This window comes from Erythrobacter sp. 'gip.4 top 5' (assembly GCF_056495765.1).
In genome coordinates this window covers 166,813-184,342 of sequence record NZ_CP200270.1, presented here as the reverse complement: position 1 = coordinate 184,342, position 17,530 = coordinate 166,813, and the positions used below count along the sequence as shown (strand labels likewise).

The 17,530-nt window shown below is 60.5% G+C and carries 14 protein-coding genes; 9 read left to right on the top strand and 5 right to left on the bottom strand.

Translation table 11 applies throughout. The annotated features are described in order from the left end of the window. The first annotated feature begins 164 nt into the window (after nucleotides 1-164). Genes ACRANW_RS00970 through ACRANW_RS00950 form a run of 5 tightly spaced genes read left to right on the top strand, consistent with a single transcriptional unit; the run spans nucleotide 165 to nucleotide 6,805 of the window. Entirely contained in the window at nucleotides 165-2,330 is a 2,166-nt protein-coding gene (locus ACRANW_RS00970; RefSeq protein ID WP_479432711.1) for a TonB-dependent siderophore receptor, read from the top strand. A 20-nt stretch (nucleotides 2,331-2,350) separates the two neighbouring features. Continuing rightward, nucleotides 2,351-3,070, top strand: coding sequence for an ABC transporter ATP-binding protein (locus ACRANW_RS00965; protein ID WP_479432710.1), 720 nt, complete (start codon nucleotides 2,351-2,353; stop codon nucleotides 3,068-3,070). After that, a complete protein-coding gene (locus ACRANW_RS00960) occupies nucleotides 3,067-4,503 on the top strand; it encodes a DUF3526 domain-containing protein (protein WP_479432709.1) in 1,437 nt (478 codons plus the stop codon). Before ACRANW_RS00965 ends, ACRANW_RS00960 begins: the two co-directional genes overlap by 4 nt. Then, the gene (locus ACRANW_RS00955) at nucleotides 4,500-5,747 is read left to right on the top strand and encodes a DUF3526 domain-containing protein (protein WP_479432708.1); all 1,248 of its coding nucleotides are present in this window, start codon (nucleotides 4,500-4,502) and stop codon (nucleotides 5,745-5,747) included. The genes ACRANW_RS00960 and ACRANW_RS00955 overlap by 4 nt, the downstream gene beginning before the upstream one ends. 32 nt (nucleotides 5,748-5,779) lie before the next feature. Further along, nucleotides 5,780-6,805 carry a M14 family metallopeptidase gene (locus ACRANW_RS00950; protein WP_479432707.1) on the top strand — a complete coding sequence of 342 codons (1,026 nt, stop codon included), beginning with the start codon at nucleotides 5,780-5,782 and terminating at the stop codon, nucleotides 6,803-6,805. Between the two features lie 640 nt (nucleotides 6,806-7,445). On the opposite strand, the gene ACRANW_RS00945 is transcribed toward ACRANW_RS00950, so the two are convergent. From ACRANW_RS00945 to ACRANW_RS00935, 3 genes are all read right to left on the bottom strand, one after another. Further along, complete coding sequence (locus tag ACRANW_RS00945; protein WP_479432706.1) at nucleotides 7,446-9,866, bottom strand: YbcC family protein; 2,421 nt, start codon at nucleotides 9,864-9,866, stop codon at nucleotides 7,446-7,448. A 28-nt stretch (nucleotides 9,867-9,894) separates the two neighbouring features. Further along, entirely contained in the window at nucleotides 9,895-11,460 is a 1,566-nt protein-coding gene (locus ACRANW_RS00940; RefSeq protein ID WP_479432705.1) for a proton-conducting transporter transmembrane domain-containing protein, read from the bottom strand. 112 nt (nucleotides 11,461-11,572) lie between these two features. Beyond that, complete coding sequence (locus ACRANW_RS00935; protein ID WP_479432704.1) at nucleotides 11,573-12,454, bottom strand: LysR family transcriptional regulator; 882 nt, start codon at nucleotides 12,452-12,454, stop codon at nucleotides 11,573-11,575. Between the two features lie 445 nt (nucleotides 12,455-12,899). Here ACRANW_RS00935 and ACRANW_RS00930 point away from each other — a divergent pair, with 445 nt between their 5' ends. Both ACRANW_RS00930 and ACRANW_RS00925 read left to right on the top strand, forming a co-directional pair. After that, nucleotides 12,900-13,736 (top strand): hypothetical protein, encoded by an 837-nt coding sequence (locus ACRANW_RS00930; RefSeq protein WP_479432703.1) that lies wholly within the window; start codon nucleotides 12,900-12,902, stop codon nucleotides 13,734-13,736. Nucleotides 13,737-13,782: 46 nt separating this feature from the next. Then, nucleotides 13,783-14,148 (top strand): ArsR/SmtB family transcription factor, encoded by a 366-nt coding sequence (locus ACRANW_RS00925; RefSeq protein WP_479432702.1) that lies wholly within the window; start codon nucleotides 13,783-13,785, stop codon nucleotides 14,146-14,148. Nucleotides 14,149-14,201: 53 nt separating this feature from the next. Here ACRANW_RS00925 and ACRANW_RS00920 read toward each other — a convergent pair whose 3' ends face one another. Together ACRANW_RS00920 and ACRANW_RS00915 are read right to left on the bottom strand one after the other, a co-directional pair. Next, nucleotides 14,202-14,885, bottom strand: a complete 684-nt coding sequence (locus ACRANW_RS00920) for a DUF2490 domain-containing protein (RefSeq protein WP_479432701.1) — start codon at nucleotides 14,883-14,885, stop codon at nucleotides 14,202-14,204. A gap of 69 nt (nucleotides 14,886-14,954) precedes the next feature. Beyond that, nucleotides 14,955-15,557 carry a phosphoribosyl-AMP cyclohydrolase gene (locus ACRANW_RS00915; protein WP_479432700.1) on the bottom strand — a complete coding sequence of 201 codons (603 nt, stop codon included), beginning with the start codon at nucleotides 15,555-15,557 and terminating at the stop codon, nucleotides 14,955-14,957. A 191-nt stretch (nucleotides 15,558-15,748) separates the two neighbouring features. Here ACRANW_RS00915 and ACRANW_RS00910 point away from each other — a divergent pair, with 191 nt between their 5' ends. Next, on the top strand, nucleotides 15,749-16,840 hold the full coding sequence (locus ACRANW_RS00910; RefSeq protein ID WP_479432699.1) for a sensor histidine kinase: 1,092 nt from the start codon (nucleotides 15,749-15,751) through the stop codon (nucleotides 16,838-16,840). Beyond that, nucleotides 16,837-17,487 (top strand): response regulator, encoded by a 651-nt coding sequence (locus ACRANW_RS00905; RefSeq protein ID WP_479432698.1) that lies wholly within the window; start codon nucleotides 16,837-16,839, stop codon nucleotides 17,485-17,487. The genes ACRANW_RS00910 and ACRANW_RS00905 overlap by 4 nt, the downstream gene beginning before the upstream one ends. Nucleotides 17,488-17,530: the final 43 nt, after the last annotated feature.

The following is a 17,530-nucleotide window of genomic DNA, read 5'->3' as shown; positions in this document are numbered from 1 at the left end:
GGCTTTGGCGCCACTGCACGAACACGCGATTGACAGAGTTACCCCGAGACCATAGGCGATGTTATCTTGTCTCATGCCGATGCAAACTCGTTCGGGTTTGCAGGGCAACAGCGCAAGGCACTTCTACGTCAGGAACCCCAATGAAAGCGAGTTGCGCCAGCAAAATGGCCTCATTTCTTGGCGCGTCCGCCATCGCTTTGGTTTCTCCCGCATGGGCGCAAAGCACAAGTAACCTTGATGAAAGAGATGGCGCTGCCAGCACGGACAATGCCGACGGAGTCGCGACATCAGCTGACATTCTGATTACAGGCGTGCGGCAGCCCTATCGCGGCGACTTTGCCCTGAGCGAGATCCCTCAGTCGATCGCCGTGATCCTGGATACAGCGATCCAGCAAAACAATTTTTTGCGCCTGACCGATGCGCTTGATCTCAATGCATCGGTTTCGCGGCAGAATTCACTGGGCGGCCTGTTCGATAGTTTTGCGGTCCGCGGCTTTACGGGTGACGAAAACATTCCGACCGGTTACCTCATCAACGGCTTCAATGGCGGGCGCGGCTTCGGCGGGCCCCGCGATGTCGCCGGGCTCGAACGGATCGAGGTGCTGAAAGGGCCGGCGGCTGCAGTGCTCGGTCGCGGCGAGCCTGGCGGAACCATCAATCTGGTAACCAAACAGGCCGAGATCGGGCGAACATTCGGCGGCGCATCAATTCAATATGGCAGTTTTGATCGGCTCCGGGCTGAGGCTGACCTTAATCTCGCACTGACCGATGGCCTCACCGCGCGTCTGATCGGTTACGGCGAAACGGGAGACACCTTTCGCGACCAGGTCGATCAGCGTCGCTGGGGTTTCTTGCCCTCGATTGGTCTGACGATCGGAGAGAACACGCGCATTACCTATGATTTTGAATACTCGCGCGTCGAAACCCCGTTCGACCGCGGCGTAGTGGTGCTGAACGGCGATTTCGACACGGTGCCCTTCACCCGCTTTCTGGGAGAGCCCGGTGATGGAGACCACGTGGCCCGCGCAACCGGGCACCAGCTGCGCGTGCAGCACGATCTCGGCAATGACTGGAGCGTGCTTGTCGGTGCAAGCTTGCGTGATACTTTGCTGACGGGTTTTTCGTCCGACCCCGAACTCGTCCCTTCGCGCCAGCAACTGTTCCGCGATGGGCGATCGCTTTCACGCCAGCGTCGTTCGCGCCGCTACGATTCGCGGCAATGGGTGGTGCGTGCAGAATTGTCCGGCGAATTCGAAACTGGTGCGCTGCGCCACCGGGTTCTGATCGGCGCAGATCATGATCAGTTCGATAATGATCAGCAATTCGGCCGCTTTCGTCCACCACCGCTCAGCGGCAATCCTTCGGCGCAGGCGGGCAATATCATCGACATCCTCGATCCAGTGTATGGCCGCTTTCCCTTGCCGACCCCGGGGCCACAGAATGACCGGCTCGATGTGCAGCGGTCGAGCGGGTTCTTCGTGCAGGACCAGATCAGCCTGACCGACCGCCTGCAAGTGCGGATCGGCGGCCGCTACGACGATGTCAGCCTGCGCACACTCAACCGCCTGACCAGCATTGACAGCCAGCGCAGTGTCGGCCGGTTCAGCCCGCAAGCCGGTATTGTCTATGAACTTAGCGCCCCGCTCACGCTTTATGCCGCATACGGAGAGGGGTTCCGTGCCAATATCGGCACTGATGTGACTGGCACGATCTTCGAGCCGGAGACAAGCGTCTCCACCGAGATTGGAATGAAGCTGACAACGCTCGGCGGCCGCCTCAATGGAACCTTGGCGGTGTTCCAGCTCAACAAGGACAATGTGCTTGCCAGCGACACTGGCAATCCAGGCTTTTCCGTTGCGATCGGCAAAGCCCGCAGTCGCGGGGTGGAATTCGATGTGGCCGGCCAGCTTCCCGGTGATGTCGATGTTCTGGTCAGCTATGCCTATATCGATGCTGAAGCCAGATCGACGTTGCTGGAACCCAATTTCAACTTCCAGGTTCGCCCCGGCGATCCTTTGATCAACATCCCCGATCACAACTTCAACGCGCAGGCGAGCAAGCGCTTTGCCGTCGCTGGACGCGAGGCATCGCTGGGTGCAGGGATCCAGTATGTGGGCGAACGGTCGGGAGAGACTGGCACGGCTTTCACCTTACCTTCGCACACGCTGGTGCGATTGTTCGGCGAGTTTGAGCCGGTTGCAGGGCTCAGGGTGTTCGCGGCGATCCAGAACCTGTTCGATGCGCGCTGGTATGCCAACAGCTATGCCCCGCTGTGGGTGCAGCCGGGTGCCCCGCGCACCGCGTCGATTGGACTTCGTGGGCAGTTTTGACCGATGCCAAGAGAAAGATCATGATCCCAGCGCTCGAAGCCAGTGCGCTATCGCTCGTTCGGGATGGTGCTGTGGTCCTGAACGACGTGTCCTTCACCGTCGCGCCGGGCGAAGTCTATGCCCTGCTCGGCGGCAACGGAGCGGGCAAGTCGACGACGCTATTGACCCTGCTCGGCTTTCTGCAACCGTCGAGCGGTGAGGTGCTGGTGAATGGCCGGACAATGGCAAGCGATGTCGAAGCGGCCCGCGCGCAGATCGCTTACCTTCCTGAGGCCGCAGCACTTTACGGACATCTCAATGCTTACGAAAACCTAGGCTATTTTCTCGATCTGGCAGGGCGCAAGGTGACACGCGCAGCCGTTGACGCGGCGCTGGATCAGGTGGCCTTGCCGCAGGCAGCGCGGACCCGGCGGATGCAGTCCTATTCCAAAGGGATGCGTCAGAAGACCGCGATCGCATTGGCGCTCTTGCGCGATGCGCCGATCCTGTTGTTGGACGAACCGACCTCGGGCCTCGATCCGGTGGCGATCGACGAATTTCACGACATGGTAAAATCGCTCGCCGCTTCCGGGCGGACAGTGCTGATGGTGACCCACGATGTCTACGGCGCGTGCCAGGTGGCCGACCGCGTCGGGCTGCTGCGTGGCGGGCGGCTGGTCGGCAGTTTCGAGGCGGCCCAAGGCGCGCGGATCGATACCGAAACCGTCCACGCTGCATTTGCCGAACGTCTGACGCCGTGAAGACTGCGCTACGCATCGCCCGCGAGGAATGGCGGTTATGGGCCCGATCGCGGGTCGTGCTGGTCGCCGCGTTGACTGTGGCCGTCTTGCTTGCTGCAACGAGCGTACTGACCGCTATGCGTGTCGGCGACGAGGGGGCCAAGCGCACGGCGCAGCAGGAGCGCGCCGAGGCCACCTTCTTCGCCCAGCCTGATCGTCACCCGCACCGGATGGTCCATTACGGCCATTACGCCTTTCGCTCGCCGCCGCCGCTGGCCGCGTTCGATCCGGGCGTGGACGCCGTTACCGGGCAGTCGATCTTCCTTGAAGGCCACCGGCAGAATACGGCGATGTTCGCTGACACCCGCTCGAGCGCCGACCTTGGCGGTTTTGCAGCGCTCAACCCGGCGAATATCTACCAGTTGCTGCTGCCGTTGCTGCTTATCATCATCGGCCACGGTATCGTGCTGCGTGAACGCGAAAGCGGAACGCTGGCAGTGATGCTGGCGCAAGGGCAATCGGGGTTTGTGATCGCGGGCGGCAAAGCTCTGGCACTGGCCGGCGTGGCGGGACTGTTTCTGGTGCCGGTCGCGGCGCTGGCAATCTCTTCCGTCTTAGCGGGGGAAGCGCCATTGGCCGGGGCGATGCTACTTGCAGGTTATGCGCTTTACCTCGGAGTGTGGGCTGCGCTGGTGCTGACGGTATCACTCCTGGTGCGTCAGCGGAGCGTTGCGCTCGGTATGCTGATATTCGCATGGTTGCTGGTGGCGCTGGTCGTCCCGCGGCTCGCTATCAATGCGGGGAGTGCAGCGGTCGATGCGTCGGGCAAAATCGAGAGCGATCTTGTCATGCTGGCGCAGCAGCGCGCCCTCGGCGACGGACACAATGCCTCCGATCCGGCTTTCGACGCCTTGCAAAAGCAGGTGCTAGAACAATACGAAGCGGCCAACATCGAAGAGCTTCCGATCAACTGGCGCGGCGTCGTCGCTGGCCATTCCGAGGCCAAGCTGACTGATCTTATGAACACATTCGCTGAAAGCCGAATGCGGCAGGAAGCGCAGCAATCACGGATCGTGACGCTGTTTGGCCTCGCATCGCCGACACTGGCTGTTGGCGCGGCATCGCGCACGCTAGCGGGCACGGACCTTGCCACTCATCACCGCTTCATGCGCGAAAGTGAAGCTCTACGGTTCGATTTTGTGCAAGGCCTCAATGATTTGCATGCCACCGCGCTGACATACGCTGACGATGCGCAGCGCAGTTCAGATCCCGAGGCGGAGGCACGCACGCGGGTCAACGCCGAGGCATGGCGATTGCTCGATACCTTTCGTTTCACGCCCGATCCGGCGAGCGAACGGCTTGCCCGCGCAGGCCTGCCGTTGGCTTTGATGCTGGGGTGGCTGCTTGGTCTGTTCGTTATCATCACTGTCGGTGCGCGGAGGCTCAAACCATGAGCGCGGTGGTGCGCGAGGCGCGATTCCTGCTGCGGGACAGGGGGGCGCTGCTGTGGATCGCGCTGGCCTTTATATTGTCGATCTTTGCAACGGGCTTCGGCCTTGCCGAGGTGCGTGAACAGCGCGCGACCATCGCCGAACTGCTTGTCGAGGATGCCAAGGATCGCGCAAATGCTTTAGCAGGTCAGGAGGATTGGGGCGGCGCAGCCTATGGGGCCTTTCACCTTACCTATGCACCGCCGTCCGACTTTGCCTTTGCAGCGCTCGGCCAGCGCGACACGGCGCCGTGGCTACACCGGATAAGGATGCTCGCGCTCGAAGGGCAAATCCACGAAGCCGATACGAAGAACGCTGATTTCGGCCTGATTGGGCGGTTCGATTTTGCCTTCCTCGCCGCGGCGGTCGCGCCGCTCTTGCTGATCCTCCTTTTGTACGATTTGCGCGGCGCCGAGCGCGTGGCGGGACGCCATAATCTCCTGGTGGCGACCGCGGGCAAGCCTGCGCGCTTGTGGTTGCCGCGCGCGGGGGTGCGGTTTGCTTGCCTTTGTTTTGCGCTGTTGCTGCCGTTCTGGATCGGTGCAGCCATAGAGGGGACCGCCCTTGGCAAGGTGCTTGTCGCAAGTGCGTTGGCTCTTGGCGCAATGCTGATTTGGTGGCTGATCACCGAGCTGGTCGGACGCCTGCAAGCCGCTCCCCCAGTGCTGCTGGCCGCGCTGGTCGGCATCTGGCTTGCGCTGGCGTTACTTATCCCGGCAGTTGCGCGGGCGACGATAGAGGCGATCATCCCCGTACCAGACGGCGCGGAAATCCTGATGCTTCAGCGCGAGGCGGTGAACGACGCGTGGGATCGGCCTAAGGAAGCGACCATGCGCCCTTTTCTCACTACCCATCCCGAGTGGGAGCCGCAGAGCGCGGTCACCAAACCGTTCGAATGGAAATGGTTTTACGCGTTCCAGCAGGTAGGCGATCAGGAGGCCGCGCCGGTGGTGCAGGCTTATCGCGAAGGCCGGATCAAGCGCGACCAAGCCGCCGGGATCGCAGCCTTCCTGTCGCCAGCGGCATTGGTCGAGCGCGGGTTTGAACATTTGGCCAAGACCGATACCCCAGGGATGATCAGCTACGAAGACGCAGTGCGAGGCTATCATGCACAATTGCGCGCGTTTCACTATCCGCTGCTGTTCCGCGACCCGCCCTATAATCCGGCGGTGTTTTCCAAATTGCCGCGCTACAAGGCCGAACCATGATCGTGCTCAGATCCATATTCCTAGCGCTGCTTTTGCTCACCTCATTTCCGGCAGCGGCACAAATCCACACCTTCACCATTGCCGATCAAGCTATAGATCCCGGCACACGCAAGGATTTTCGCATCATCGTGCCTGCGGGGAATGACGGTTCGACCTTCATTCCCATCACCGTCATCCACGGGGCAAAGCCCGGCCCGGTGCTGGCGGTGGTGGCCGGGGTGCATGGGTTCGAATTCGCGTCGATCCTTGCAGCCGAGCGACTGGCAGAGCGGATCGATCCGGCGCAATTGACGGGCACGCTGGTACTGGTGCGCGTCGCGAACATTCCCGGCTTTGAAGGACGATCGCCCAACGTCAATCCGGTCGATCGCAAGAACCTCAACCGCGTCTTTCCAGGCAAAGCCAGCGGCACCCAGACCGAGCGCATCGCTGACCTCATCGCTCGCGAAGTGGTGGGCCGCAGCGCCTTCCTGATGGACGTGCACAGCGGTGACGGGGCCGAATTTCTCGATCCTTTCATTGGCGTCTATGGCGGACCGCTCGCCACCGATTTCCCGTTGGCGCTGAAGGTCGCGCGCGGCTTCGGCTTTCCCAATATCGTGCGCTACAGCATGGAGAGCCAAGAGCAGATCGACCGCGGGCGCTCGCTCAATCGGCAGGGCGTGACGATGGGCAAGCCGACAATTCTCGTTGAGATCGGTCAGAACAGCAGCCGTGAGGATAAGCATGTCGTTGCTATCGCAGCCGGGGTCGAGACTGCACTCCAGCTGCTTGGCATGGTCGAGGCGGCGAAGCCTGACGTCCAGCCCCCTGCACGTCTGTTTGAAGGCACGGTTTCTGTCACGGCATCACATGCTGGCCTGTTCCATCCGGCCAAACTTGGTCCACGTCCTCTGGCAAAGGGCGAAATCATCGGGACAATCAGGGACTACACAGGCCAAGAGTTGGAACGGCTCCGTTCGCCGGTCGATGGTTATGCGCTCTACGGCATCACCGGCCCGCCGGTGAAATCAGGCGATGAGGTGGTAACGATTGGGATACCGGCTTCGGGCTTCTGAACCGCGCAATGGCAATTTCTGAGGATCCAGGTGCAGTATAACATCCCCTATTAGCGCTGTGTGCTTGGGTAAGTTTCAGCCAACAGGTCTCCTCCAATGAACGGCTCCACCGATACGCGTCTTCCCGTCCGTATGCTCGGCTTGTTTATGGAAGGGTGACCGCAGTCGGGTTGATGCGCAGCGAACACGCCACCCATTCGCTTTGGCGAACCAAGGCGTCTATCATTTAGTGGATGACCGGCACCTTCGCGCAGTCAGGATACGTCTTGGCCATAGCAAAACCGAGAATACGGTCCGCTATCTCCGATTTAACGTCGAAGACGCGCTTACCCTCTCAGAAACCGAGGAAATTTGAACTACCGGCTCCTCGTTTACGCCCAGGAGCCAGCCTTGCAGCCCGCGGGACTCACCTGCCGTTTCGCAGCGGTGGTGAAACCGGCAGACCCAGTCACGGGCCATCCTGAAGAGTTGGCCCGCTTGATATTCCATCGCAGCACACATTGAATACTTTATGAAATTTGGATGACTAGCGATAAGCATAAGGAAGGCTGAAGAATTTCCTCGATGACGAACGTGGGTCTCGGCGCATACTTTAAACAGGCGCGATTTCGCGGGGCAAGTTTTGGACGTAACCGGGTTGTCATGCCGCAATCATTTCTGGCGGCGCAGCGCGGCCTTCGGCATCAGTCTTTTCCCATTTGAGATCGCCCATATAACGCCACGTCATTTGTCCTTCATCATCAAGCGCAATCAGATGCAGCCAGTGATTATCAAACAGCGCACGCACATTGTCATGCCGGGATAGTATCTCGGTCATCGCCTTCACTGGCGCCTCGATGCACACTGTCAGCCGCAAAGGCTCGTGGGCGAGCTTGGCCCCATCATGAACCGATTGCCACGGTAGGCCTGCCCGCAAGGTGCCGCCATTGCCTTCGACCACGCCAATCCCGCCAACGACATTGTGGATCAACTTGTTGCCACCGCCCCACACCTCGGGATCGACGCTGGAGCCGTAGTATTGCAGCGAAATCCAGCTAGCGACCACCACAGGTGCGGTCATGATCAATTCAAGCACACCAAAACCTTCATCCTGTTGCCAGACATAGTCATGCAGGAAGGCGCGTCCGTTCAGGCTAGTTCCGCCAGTGCGCGCGCGCGGCGCGGCGATGAAGGCCTTGCACCCGGCAAGCGCCCATTCGGGGCGGATCTCTGCCCAATCGCGCGTGCGCTTAGGGATGTCCTTACCGGTTGTCGCCCGTGGAAGGCGCAAGGCCCGTTCACTGCGGGCGATCAGTCCGGCACTTGCCAGCCATGCACGCGCTTGCGCGATAGCAGTGGCGTGCCCAGGAGAAGGATGATCCTCATTGTAAATCAGCACCTCGTCAGCGGTTGTGTCATGCAGCGCGCCAAGGAATAGCGTTTCTGCCGGAACGCAGATTCCGGCTGCGGCCAGCCCTGTGCGGACATCCGGGTCATTCAGCAGGCTCGCCAGTAGCCGGGCGTTGACTTCGCCCGAATAGCCGCCGCACGCCCCGCAATGCAGGCCGCTCGCATGCGGATTATTGACCACATTGGCCCCGTGACCGACCAGCAAAACCAACGGCGCAAACTCACGTGTCAGCGACATCGCGCGCAGAACCGCCGCCGCCGCCGCAATCTGCTGATCACGCGCCAGGGGCGGATCGAACACCGGCAAGGGATCATGCGGCAAAGGCGGCTTCTTGAGCGCGAGGCTATCGCGCAGCAGCTTGCCGAAATAGATTGGCCCGGTTGCCTCAACAAAGGCGAAGGACGATACCGCCGCCAGCTTGAACCGCCCCCAAGCACGTTGTGCACGGGCCAGATAGCGTTCGGAACGGTCCTTTTCCTCGTGAGCGGCTGTGCCAGAATAGCTTGTTACGCTGGCATTGAGCAGCACCGGCAAACGGTGTTCGGGGACATCGGAGGCAAGTCTGCGGTGTGACGCGCCAATCCCGAAAAACCCGGCGAAGCCCAATGTGCAAATGCCTCGATCAACCGACTCCAGCGCCCGCCGGAAGGTTTCGGAGCGCACGTCGATACAGAACGCTGCCTGCAGCACAGGTGCTGCCTGTATAGGGGCCACAGCACCGCTCTTGAGCGTCTGGCCTAATGCGCGCTGCGCGGAACGCTCGGCCGCGTCCTGAAGGATCGCATCGATGGTGTGATCCGCATCAGGTTCGCACGGAGCGGCATGGGCCGCCATCACATCGCGCCATTTTGCGCCGATCAATGCTTCATATTGGACATATAGTGCCGCTTCCCAGATCAGCCGGATCGACAAAAGATCCACCGGCGCGCCGTCTCGGCCGCCACCGAGTTCGGCCTGCCACTGCTGATACCGACTATATTGTGCCCACCCGCCCAGCGTGATCAGCAAGGAATGAAAATACGTCGGCCACGCCTCGGCAGGAAGACCAAGCAGCGCCACATGACGCGCCATCGCCTCCATCGCGCTATCAGGGGCATCAGCCACGAAAGCGGCAAAGCCATGCAGCCCTGCGATTTCAGGGGTCAGATCATGCGTTGCAACCGCCTGCCATGCCCTGAAGGCGCCACGACCCTTAGGCGCAGCCCATAACGCCTGGCCCTCGTCCCACCAGCTTGCCGCCCAATGGCCGAAACGTTCGTTGATGATGGCTGGCCAGTCGATCTTCGAAACTTCTGCCGCCAGATCGGCTATCGTCGGCAAAGGCGTACGCGGCGGCGCGGCACATTGTAGCGCCAGCCTCAACTCTTCCACGGTTTTCGGGCGTAAGGCAGAGGAGCAATTATTCAGCGCTGCTGAAAGATCATCGTCGGTGATCATCCCACTCTCGATGCGCTGGGCAAACCAGGCGCGCGGCATGATTGTGGTCGCTGAACTGACCCGCGTCAGCAGGGCCGCAGTATGGGCCAGATCGAGCCCGGTCTGCCCAAGATAGGGATTGACGGCTACGCTTGAGGCAAGCGGCCATAACGGCGCGATGGCCCTGGCGGCGGCATCCGCCACTTCGTGCAGGCTCGGACCAGACAATTGTTCGGACAACGTAAATTTTTGCATGGAGACAACCCTCTGTGAAAGGCGAATATCAGATCCGCGTAAGACGCTGCAGCTTCCAGCCGCCCAGAAGCCGGTCGAGCAGCGCATTGGCGTAGAGCCCGTTCGACAGATGAACTCTCAAGCCAGCTGTGGCAGGGTGATGGGCCCAGAGCGGAAACATCGATTGTGCAATTGCCACCAGACCAAAGCTGGCTACCGCGAGGATGATCAGCACCCATTCTAGTGAGCCGGGCTGCGGCGCGACGGGAAGTGTGCCAAGGGTCAAGGCATAGGCCAGCGCATGCAGTGCAAAGTAGCCCAGCGAAGCCGCCAGCGAATAGGCAACCATTCGACGCATAAGCGCCCCCGGCGCCGAACCGGCCAGACCCTGCGCCAGCAGATAGGCCACCCCGAAGATCAGGATCGCCCCCAAGGCGTTGGCTTGCGGTGACTTGTCCTGGAAACCGAATAGGGCACTCATGCCAGCATAGATCGCCAGTGCAGCAAGGAAGGCTGCGGCCACGGCTTTGGCATCGGGAATGGCGACCGGGCCAGGGCGACGGCTCGCCGCGATGCGCTCAACCGCGCCGCCCGAAGCAAGGAAACTATGGGCCTTGTAAAGCGAATGGGCCACGATGTGCAGCAGCGCCAGGGGGAACAGTGCCAACCCGCACTGCATGATCATGAAGCCCATTTGTGCCACTGTTGACCACGCTAGCGATGTCTTGACCGCGGGCTGCGTCAGCATCACCAACCCGCCAAACAAAGCCGTAAAGCCGCCAATCATCACAAGACCTGCAAGCACACCGGGCGACATCAGCAGAACATCGGCAAACCGGATCAACAGAAACCCGCCGGCATTGATGACACCGGCATGCAGCAATGCTGAAACAGGAGTCGGCGCTTCCATCACCTCGCTGAGCCAGCCGTGCAACGGGAACTGCGCCGAGGTGATGGAAGCGGCAAGCGCAAGACACAAGACTGCTAGCGACACCGCTGCCCCCCCCATTCCATCGCGCGCCGCCTCGAGGATCGCCGCAATATCGGGGGTACGATAGATGTATGTCAGCAGGGCCGCCGCCGCGATCAGCGCAAGATCGGCAAGCCGTGCGGTGATAAACTGCTTGCGCGCTGCGCGCTGCGCGGCCGCGCGGCGTGGATAGAACAGCAGAAGCCGGTTCACGCACAGGCTCGTGCCGATCAGTGCCGCCACCAGTTGGAGAAGGTTGCCCGCGCCGACAAACAGCAGGACGCTCGCAAGTGTCAACGCCAGCCAGCCGGTGAAGTGGGCGCGCCCTTCTTCTTCGGCCATGTAGGTGCGCGCATAACGCAGCACAACCCAACCGACGAAGGCCACCAAGGCCAGCATTGCGAGGCTGACTACGTCAACCCGCAGCGTCAAACCCGCGCCGCCCCATACCAACAGGTTGGCGGTGAAAGGTGCCTGGTCGATAAGATGGACAAACCCCGCCACCGTTGCGGCGAAACAGGCAATCAAGATCGCCTCGAGTGCCAAGCTAATGAGGCGAGCGTAACCGTCGCGGGCCACCAGAGCGGCTATCCCGAAAACAAGGATACCGCCGATGCCCGACGCAAGCAGAATTGCGATCTCCATTGCCTTTCGCTCCCCACAAAGCCCGACGCGGGCAAACTATCGGCGTGCTCTAGTGGGGAGATCGAGTTCTGATAATTTCAATGAATATATATATTCGTTCGCATTATATGATTTAGGTAATTTTCGCGATGTCGAGCAATTGGGAAACCAGAGGGTTGGGAAAGCGCCGTGATTGACTCATCGCATAAAAGCTTTCTGTCAGGCCAGGGATTGCCATTAGGTCATGCAACATCCCCATCTCAAGCTCATCGCGCACGACGATTGGCGGTGCCAGCCCAACCCCTGTTCCTGCGCGCAGCAACAAGCGGAGCATGGCCATATCATCCGCTTCAGCGACGACATTGGGAAGAATGCCGAGCCGCTCGACAAGAAGATCGAAATCGGCACGTACCCCGCTGTCCTTGGCCGGAAGAATGAGCCGTGCTGTCGTGAGCAAATCGCGTAGCGACACCTTTGCCGGATCCACAAGTTCTGTCCCGATCAAGCTGACTGGCGTTTCATCGACCAGATGGGCCGTCCAATTGGTGGCGCTGTCACGGAAGGGAAGGCGGTTTGTTAGAAGAATATCAATCTCATGCGCCTCCAGCGCCTTGGCCAGATAGGTGAGGGATCCGGTGTGCACCACCAGGTGGACATCATCACGCGCGAGTACCGGAGCAAGAAACCGGATCTGGAAATTGCGCGACAGCGTTGACACGGCCCCGACCCGCAAATGCTGACGTGCCTGCGCCTGGCCGCCAGCAAAAGTCACCATCATCTCATTGGCCGTTTCAAAGATGCTATCTGCATAATTGAGTGCAACCTGACCAGATTCTGTCAGCTCAAGCCGTCTGCCGCGCCGCTCGAACAACGCATGACCGATCTCCTCTTCCAATAGGCGGATCTGCGTCGAAAGCGCAGATTGCGACACATTGAGGCGCCGCGCCGCATTGGTAAGATTCCCGTCATGGGCAACGGCATGAAAATAGCGCAGGTGCTTGAAGTTGAGGCGCATTGCTGAAGGCCTGTTCAATGATGTTTCAATTTTCAGAACGATAGCGAAGATATATTGAATTTAAATGATCACTACAAGGGAGCTAGTTGACCGGTAGGTTTCGTATCGTTGCAGGCTTTTGAACATGAACCCCTTTCCAGACGAACTTCACCCAGCCGTAGAATCAAGCGGGCAAGCTCACGTTGAGCAGCAAGTCCATCGGCGTTCCCGCTCGCTCGTTACCTTGGTTGCGAAACCAGCGTTTAGGCTCGCTCTTCCGCAAGGCCCGGTGCCGGAAGCGTGGGGGCAAGGGCTCGGGCAGTTGCTCGATTGGCTCGGTCTGGACATGCCCCCTGCCATTAAGCCCGCTTCACGCCGGCTTCAGCAGTTTGCCGATTGGGCGACGCCCGGGCTTTCTACCGAAAGCGCCGCGATCTTTGCACCGTGGCACATCACAACGCCGGATATGCTGCAGAAATCTGAAGAGGGTTCAGCGCCGCAGGTCACCTGGCTGGCCAGTTATCTGTTCGATTATGGCGCTGGAAAGATGCAGCGCCGCAGCCCGCTTGATCTTATGCTGATGTCACCGCATCTGGCAGCCTGCCAGCCAGCACAGGCCGGCGGTGCGCCGCTTCCGCGACTGACGTTGATGAAGACGATGATCGCGGCGGCAAAAGCGGAAGGTCGCCGCAAGGTGGCCATCATTGTCGATGCGGGCTCGTGCAACGCAATGACCAGCCAGTTGCTGCTGGCTGACCGGGCCCTGACGCGGGATAACATTGCGCTTGAAATCATCTCCGTCGAGGATGCTTTGAGTGTGCTGGTGCGCCTGCCTGATTGCTGGGATGCACTGATTGTCATGCCGCAATGGCGCAGTGTCGTCTTTGCGGTGCTGGCCGAACTCAGCGGGATCAAACAGCCTTGGCCGTTGCTATGGCATGGAAGGGGCTTGCAGCTGGTGACCAGTGAAGCGATTGGTCCAAGGGGCGGCCATCAGGCATTTGATGCTCCGTTGCTGATGCTAGGACTGATAGCCGCGATGCAGCAGCAGGGCCAGCCGCACGCTGCCCAGCAGCTTTATGAAAAAACCGCGCAAGTGTGGGATCGCGGCGTTGCGACACCAGGACGCCCATCGGTTGCGCCCTATGCCCATCACCTCAGTGATGCGCAGTTCCTCGATCAGATCACCAAGGCGCCACCAGCGACAAACCATCGCCCAACGCAGCCTTGGCGTTTGCTGATGAGCAACGGACCGGAGAAAAGCGCGCGCCGTAAGTCAGATCTGCGGCTTGTTGTGCCGTAGTAAGTAGGCGGTCGCATCATCTTCAGATAAAACAGAGAGCGTAAAAATGCCGAGCCGAACTATTGTAGCGACGGAACTTGCCAATTTGCTTCGCCAGATTTCGCATCCCGATCGCATCCGCCTGATCCAAGAGTTACAAGCGGGAGGCCAGTCCGTGAACGAAATGGCAGCCAATCTTGGCATTAGCGCAACCAGAATTTCGCAACACCTCGCGGTGCTTAGATCGCAAGGATTGGTCAAGGTCGAGAGCAACGGTCAGTCGCGTCTTTATCGACTGGCTCAACCCGAGCTTGCCCTGTGGCTGATAGATGGCATTGATTTTATCGCCAATCGCATAACGCATGCCGACGACACAGAGATCGAAAGGGCCAAAATGCTATGGGGTGCACAAAACACTGACGTGACCAATTGAAAACTTAGTCTATCTGACCGGCGCGCGACTGCAGTTGGTATACGAGCACCTGATCAGAACGACATGAACAGATTTACATTGGCGACATGATCCATGCGGTTTTCGCCCTCGCGGAAGACAGTCTGGTTGAGGTAGCCCGGCACCATTTCGATTCCTTTCGCAATCGGGATTGAGACCCCTGCGAAATTGCGCCAGATGCTGAGACCGCCACGTTGGAAATCTGTTTCGTTCAGCTCGATGAAGGGCTCGGAATAAGCAACCAGTTTGTTGTTTTCGCTGATCGGCACGCGCAGCTGGACGAAATTGCGAACCCGCCACGAGGTGCTTTCACCCTCCTCGAAGGTGCGCTGTTCAAGGCGTGTACGGCTGTCGAGGGTAATGCCGTCCCGGTCGAGGAGCCTGACATTCAACTCCTGATAGTAACGGTGCTCGTTCAGTTTTACCGGGCCGACGGGGTCGGTGAGGATGTAGGCATAGCCGCCGCCGATGCTTACGTCCTTGTTCAGGCGGTAGCCGACCAGTGTGCGCAGCAGCAGCTGGCCCAGCCGGTCGGCATCATTCGTGAACCGTTCTTGCGCCTCTGCGCGCACGAACCAGTCGCGGTCCTTGTCCACGTCGACAACCACGAATTGACCAGTCCAGATGTTGAAATCGTCTTCGGTTGCAGCGGCAGGGGAAGCGATGCAAGTGATTGCAATCGCACACAAGGCAATCCTGGTGGTCGCATTATTCGCCATTAGGTAGTCCCTCGGCCAATCCTCAAAACGACGTAGGAAGACAAGCATATCTCCTCCCGCTGCGCCGGTTCAACCGCCGTTATACGGAATGGTCGAACTGTGGACGGCCATCTTCAGCTTGCCCTCCGCGTCGCGGACGTAACCGATTGTGTATTCGACCTTGGTCTCTGCGCCGCCATCGGCAGGGGTGAAGTAGTAGTTCCCCATCGCCACGGCCATGTGACACACATTATTCATGATCCCGGCGTTCTGCCACCGAACCTTGGTCCATGGCTTGATGGCGAAGCCCTTGTCTTCCGGAAAAGATTCGTTGCCGCCCACAAAATAGGAAAGCGCGCCATCGAAACCGGGACGGAACTGTTCGACCGCGGCAAGCGTCGGCTTGAACAGCACGAGGCTGAGATCATAGGCGTAAAACTCGTCGATGTGGTCTGCGGCGGCCTCGCGATAGTCGCCGCCATCGCGGAAGACCTTGCCGATCTTCACGATACCATCACCCCATTCGCTCTGCCGCGCGATCACCTCCTTTTCGGTAATGCAGGCAAGCTGGGCTTCGGTGGGCTGCATATTGGTGCCCGCGCCAATGGGGGCGATCATCGCCTGGGCATGGCCGGGCGTGCATAGGGCGAGAGCGATACTCGCGGTGGCGATGGCGAGAGAGGTCTTGGTCATGGCAGGTGTCTCCATTAGCGCGTAATTCGAATGCGCTTCGCAGTGTCGCCACCTGTCATGAGGGGCTTGGTCGCAGCGCATAGGACAGAGATACTGTTTCCCGCACTTCGAGAAATCGGCCATTTGGCTCCCCTTGCGGCCTAGGCCGGGTGGCCTATGCGCTTTTGCTTCAAGGCTCTAAGCTAGAATCCATGGTGATGCGCCCCTACATTCTTTCTTCCGATGCCGAGACAGTGGCCGAATTGCGCGAGCTTTACCGCGCATCCGAGGCGCGCGCGGCCCGTTTGCGGTTGCTATCGATCTCGGGGCGGGAACTGGCAAAGGCAGACGACGCGATGTTGGATGACGTGTTGCAGACGTGTGCGGAACGCCTCGCATTCTTCGTCGGACGCCAGTCTGCCAAGATCGCGTGTGCCGATGACGCGCGAGGCATCGCGATCAGGGCACCAGGAGCGGGCGGAGCGGTGGTCGCGCGGCTGGCCATCCCGGATCTCGAAGAGATTGATGCGGTCCCGGATTCCGAGGATCGCGAAGCTTTCCGGATGCATCTTGAATTGATGGGCACGACCATCGACCGGATCGCGCGCGAGCGCGAACGCAACGATCTGCTCGCGGCGCTGCAGGAGCGCGAAAAGCGGCTCGCGCTGATGCTGGAGAAAGTGTTCACCGCACAGGAGGAGGAGCGTCGGCGGGTCAGCCATGAATTGCATGACGGCGTGGCGCAGACCGCAACTGCGCTTGTCCGCCTGCTGGAGAGTGCGGAAAGTAATGGCGCCGCGGCTGCCAGCCCCGCGCCAAAACAGGTCGCGCGCGGCCTGGTGTCGGAACTGCGCCGCGTCATTGCCGGCCTGCGTCCGACTCTGCTCGACGATCTCGGCCTGCTGGCGGCACTGCAATCACTGGGCGAAGGGCTCGCAAGCGACGGCTTTTCTGTGCAGATGGTGCTCGACGGGAAGAACGCACGGCTCGCTCCGATGATCGAAACGGCGCTGTTCCGGGTCGCGCAAGAGGCGGTCGCAAACATCCACAAACACACCGGCGGCCCTTGCGCAGTTATCATCGAGGCGCGGCTGAGTGAGGATCCCGTCATCCTCAGGATCATCGACGAGGGATGCGGTCCGGCTGTTCCGCTGCGCGGTCAGGACGGCGCAACAGGCCACCGGGTCGGGATCGATGTCATGAACGAGCGGATGAGCGCGCTCGGCGGCGAACTCCATTGGTCCGGCCAGCCGGGGTGCGGGGTCGTGGTCGAAGCGCGCCTGCCGCGCGGAGGCCTGCAATGAGCGGCGCTCGGATTCTCATCGTTGACGATCACCAACTCGCGCGCGAGGGTCTCGCTGCGGTGTTGGCCGGAAAGGGATACGACGTCGTCGGGCTTGCCGACACCGGAGAACAGGCGGTCGAGTGCGCGCGTGAACTGGTGCCAGACGTGGTGCTGATGGACGTGCGCCTTGGCGCCGGGATCGACGGGCTGGAGGCAACGCGGCGCATCGCCGCCCTTGGCCTGCCGGTTCGGGTGCTGATGCTGACGCTGCATGACATGCCCGGCTATGTGCGCGAAGCGCTGGGCGCAGGGGCGGCAGGCTATGTGCTCAAGGACACGGCCATCGGAGACCTGTGTGCCGCGATCGAGCAGGTCCTCGCCGGACAATCGGCCCTGCCGCTAGAGCTTGTCACCGCAGCCTTGCGGGCACCTGTGCTGGCCGCGCCGTCACAGACCCATCTCGCGCAGGTTCTTACAGAGCGCGAACAGCAAGTGGTCGCGCTGGTTGCGGAGGGCCTCACCAACAAGGAAATCGCGCGCGAACTCGGCATCAGTCCGGCGACTGTGAAGGTCCATGTCGAGCGGTTGATCGGCAAGCTCGGCGTCGCGGACCGAACGCAGGCGGCCGTGCTGGCGGTGAAGATGCAGGCGGGAGGGGCCGTGTGATGAGCGCCCGGCGTTCCGCCTTGCTGATGCGGATCTGGACCGA